Source organism: Bradyrhizobium sp. LeoA1Lang (assembly GCF_055413685.1).
In genome coordinates this window covers 1-1352 of record NZ_JBVAPG010000403.1, presented here as the reverse complement: position 1 = coordinate 1352, position 1352 = coordinate 1, and the positions used below count along the sequence as shown (strand labels likewise).

The 1352-nt window shown below is 64.6% G+C and carries 1 pseudogene; it reads left to right on the top strand.

What is annotated here, in order from left to right:
- Positions 1–1352, top strand: a pseudogene (locus ACZYOF_RS43785) (shikimate kinase); the annotation flags it as partial.

The following is a 1352-nucleotide window of genomic DNA, read 5'->3' as shown; positions in this document are numbered from 1 at the left end:
GCCAATCTGGTGAGCGGTTTCGGCAAGTGGCCGGAAGAAGAAAAAGCACGCAAGGCGATCGTTGCCATCGCCGGCGAGCTCGGTTCCAAGGGCCGTCGCTTCAGCACTTTCAGCACGCCTGCGCTAGCCAGGATCGCCAACGGTCTGTCGCGGGTTATCGAGGAGGGAGAGACCGCCGGCGAGGTCGCCGAACCCGCCTTGCTGAAGGACCGGCTGCATCGGCTGGCGCACTACCTCCAATATGCCGAGGATCGGCTGCAGCAGGCCGATGTCCGTGCCATCGCGAATATATTCAAGGCGTTGGGCACGGCGGAGTTGTCGGACGATCTCGGTGCGCTGGCAAAGCCGGGGTTGGACAGGCTCGAGGTGTTACGTGCCGCTCCCGGGTTTAAGCTCGACAACGACCTCGAGACGATGGGCAACCTTTGCGCCTCCCTGCTGCCACTGGCTCGCAGCCCGAAGTCGGTGTTGCGCTGGCACCGCAGGTCGGCGCTGGACCTGCTCAACGCCATCCAGCCGGTGGTGGAACACAAGATCGATGCCCATCTCAAGGCAGGCCAGGTCGAGCGCACCAGCGGCGCCAATGCAAGCCGCTGCACGGCGCTTTCGATCTATCAGGTGCTCAAGACCCGGGTGGTGCTGGAAGCGCTCTACCGGCGGCCCTATGTCGACGGCGACGAGCTCGCCTTGCAGGCCAGGCAGGAAGAGCTGCACGGCAAGACCAGGCAGATCCTGGACAGTGCCCGCGCCCTCATCTACGCCGACCTTTCCTACATGAGCTGGAACGTGATCGCCGAGATCGAGGCGAAGGAGCCGCTCGAAGCGCTCGACACCTTCATCGCGCAGAACGCATCGATGGTCCAGGCCCAGCATGCAGCCGCCAGCTTCGATGTCCATCGGGTCCTTCAGGCCATGGACCACGAGCCGAGACCGCCGCAAGGCGATGCCGGACTGATGCGGCTGCCGGTGGTCGACACGCAAGGCCGGCCGCTGGGCAGCGAAGCTGAGTTGCGCTATTCCATTTTCCACCGTTTGACCTCGGGCGCGGTGAAGGTGGTGGCGGTGCAGCTAAAGGGAACTCCAACTGCCGCCATGCTGGCACGCACGTTCCCCGTGGAGGGCGTGCCCTACCGCATGGACCTGTTCGGCGGCAGCAAACTGAAGCCGCCGCATGAGAGCCTGAACAAGCTTGCCTCTCGCCTGCCCTCCGCAGCCGAAGAGGCCCCAAGCGGCAAGCTTTTGGCGATCCCCTATGCCGAGACGGCTCCGGGTACGGCCTTTGAGCAGTTGTCGCGGGCCTGGGCGCCGTTCAAGGAAGCCTATTACTATACCCAGCGCCGCGGCTTTGCCGC